The following is a 2,389-nucleotide window of genomic DNA, read 5'->3' on the forward strand; positions in this document are numbered from 1 at the left end:
CAGCCCGCCCGGCGCGACGTCCCAGGGCTCGACGCGTCCGGTGTCCCGCACGTCGACCTCGCCGACGCCGGCCCCCGACAGCAGGCAGGCCAGCACCGCGCCCACCCGGCCCGCGCCCCGCACCCGTACCCGCAGCGCGCGCCGGGCGGCCAGGTGCCGGATCGCGTCCCCCGGCCGGGAGGTCGTCAGGGACAGGGACGCGAGGTCGGGGCGGAGCCGGTCGAGGACCTCCTTCTTCTCCCGCAGGGCGTCGGCGGCCGGCCCGCCGCCCCGGGAGTCGTCGAGGAGCCCGGCCCCCGCCAGCCGCTCCACCAGGCGGTCGACATGCCCGTCCGGCAGGTCCATGCGGCGCCCCTCCTCCCGCAGCAGCGCCGGCCCGCGGGTGCCGTTGAGCAGTTCGAGGAAGCTGCCCGTCGCCGTGTCCACCGGGCGGAGCGTCAGCGAGTGCGCCGGCGTCATCCCGAACTGGACGGTGTTGAGATCGCGCCAGCCGCGCCTGAGCGCGGGCTTCACCATCGGATGCATCACAGAACCCCCGTAAGTCCTCGTACGTCCCCGTGCGCCGGCGGTCACCGGACGTGTGACGGCTGTGCGGTCGGTCACACGTCCGCCGGCGAAGGCCAGCATGCCCGGATTCGCGGTGGAGCGTCGAAAGTTGTCCACAGGCGGTGGGTGTTTGTCGTACAAGCTGTCGTGCAAGCCGCCGGACAAGCTGTCGTGCAAGCCGTCGAGCGGATCGGCACGGAACCGTCCCGGAGCCGGGACTTCCCCGGGTGCAGCGGGTAACGTCGGGGCGTGTCCGCCGACCCACTGCACCGCGCCGGAGCGCCCCAGCGCACGCCGACGAGTCCGCCGCCCAGCGGCACGGGTGCGAGCGCGATCGAGGTCCGCAGGAGCAGCCGTCGACGCCGGACGGTCTCCGCGTACCGCGAGGGCGACCGCACCGTCGTGCTCATCCCCGCCCGGATGTCCGAGGCGGAGGAACGACGCTGGGTGAGCGTCATGCTGGACAAGCTGGCCGCCCAGGAGAGCAAGCGCGTCCTCGGCGACACCGAGCTGGCCGAGCGCGCCGAACGGCTGTCGGCCCAGTACTTCGAGGGCCGGGCCCGGCCCGCCTCGGTGCGCTGGGTCACCAACCAGAACACCCGGTGGGGCTCCTGCACCCCGGCCGAGGGCAGCATCCGCCTGTCGCACCGCCTCCAGGGCATGCCGGAGTACGTGGTCGACTACGTGCTCCTCCACGAGCTGGCCCATCTGCTCGTCCCCGGGCACGGTCCCCGTTTCTGGCGGCTCCTCGACGCGTACCCGCGGACCGAGCGGGCCCGGGGCTACCTCGAAGGTGTGGTCGCCGCCGACCGGCTGCCGCACGTGCCCGGCGCCAGGAGCGAGTGACCCGCCCGCGGAAGGGCCCCGACACGGGCCGGCCCGGGTTCTGTACCGGCTCTGTACCGACATCGTCCGGTGTCAGGGTTTGCCGTTAGCCTGGCGCGACGCACTCACATTCGGATGGGGGACGGTCGTAACGCATGGCCAGGGAATTCCAACGCGGCCACAAGGCCAGGATCAGTGACCTCACCGCGGGCACGGATCTGTACGTAGGCGTGCAGATCTCCGGCCCCGGTCTGAGCTTCGACATCAGCTGCTTCGGGCTCGACGCCGACGAGCGGCTCTCCGACGACCGGTACTTCGTGTTCTTCAACCAGCCGAAGACCCCCGAGGAGTCCGTCCAGCTGCTGGGTGCGCAGGCGGGTGACACGGAGTCCTTCCGCGTCACCCTGGACCGGATCCCGCCGCAGATCCAGAAGCTGTCCTTCACGGCGACGATCGACGGCGCCGGGCAGATGTCGCAGGCCGGCCCCGGATACATCCGGATCGTCGCGGGCGGCGAAGAGGTGGCCCGGTACCCGTTCAGCGGGTCCGAGTTCTCCACCGAGCGCGCGGTGATGCTGGGCGACTTCTATCTGAAGGACGTGTGGCGCTTCGCTGCGGTCGGGCAGGGATTCGACGGCGGGCTCGACGCACTGCTGAGGAACTTCGGCGGCGAGGTGGCCGAGGACGAGGCCCCCGCGCCGCAGCAGGCGCAGCAGCCGCAGGCCGGTGCCGCCCCGGGCTTCGCCCCGCCCGCCCAGGCATCGGCGCCCCCGGCCTTCGGCGCCCCGGCAGCCGCCCCCGCACCGGCTCCGGCCCCCGCTCCCGCCCCGCAGGGCTTCGCGCCGCCCCCGGCACCCGCGCCCAACGTGCACGCCGCGCCGACCATCGTCGCGCCCCTGCACACCCCGCCCGGCGGCTCCCAGGTGCCGCCCCCGGCCCCGGCGCCCGCGCCGTACGGCCAGCCCGGTCAGCAGCCCTACGGCCAGGTCCCCGGCCAGAGCGCCCCGCCGCCCCCCGG

General features: G+C 74.0%; 3 protein-coding genes. 2 read left to right on the forward strand and 1 reads right to left on the reverse strand.

Features of this window, described 5'->3' with window-relative positions; translation table 11 throughout:
• A partial coding sequence (locus GTW67_RS18445; RefSeq protein WP_237518920.1) for a ThiF family adenylyltransferase occupies positions 1-525 on the reverse strand: 525 nt, incomplete at its 3' end.
• A gap of 270 nt (positions 526-795) precedes the next feature.
• On the opposite strand from GTW67_RS18445, the gene GTW67_RS18450 reads away from it, so the two are divergent.
• Both GTW67_RS18450 and GTW67_RS18455 read left to right on the forward strand, forming a co-directional pair.
• Positions 796-1,392, forward strand: a complete 597-nt coding sequence (locus GTW67_RS18450; protein WP_161165925.1) for a SprT-like domain-containing protein — start codon at positions 796-798, stop codon at positions 1,390-1,392.
• A gap of 134 nt (positions 1,393-1,526) precedes the next feature.
• A partial coding sequence (locus GTW67_RS18455) for a TerD family protein (RefSeq protein WP_161165926.1) occupies positions 1,527-2,389 on the forward strand: 863 nt, incomplete at its 3' end.

The sequence above is a fragment of the Streptomyces sp. SID5910 genome, from assembly GCF_009862125.1.
In the GTDB taxonomy this organism is placed as follows: Bacteria; Actinomycetota; Actinomycetes; order Streptomycetales; family Streptomycetaceae; genus Streptomyces.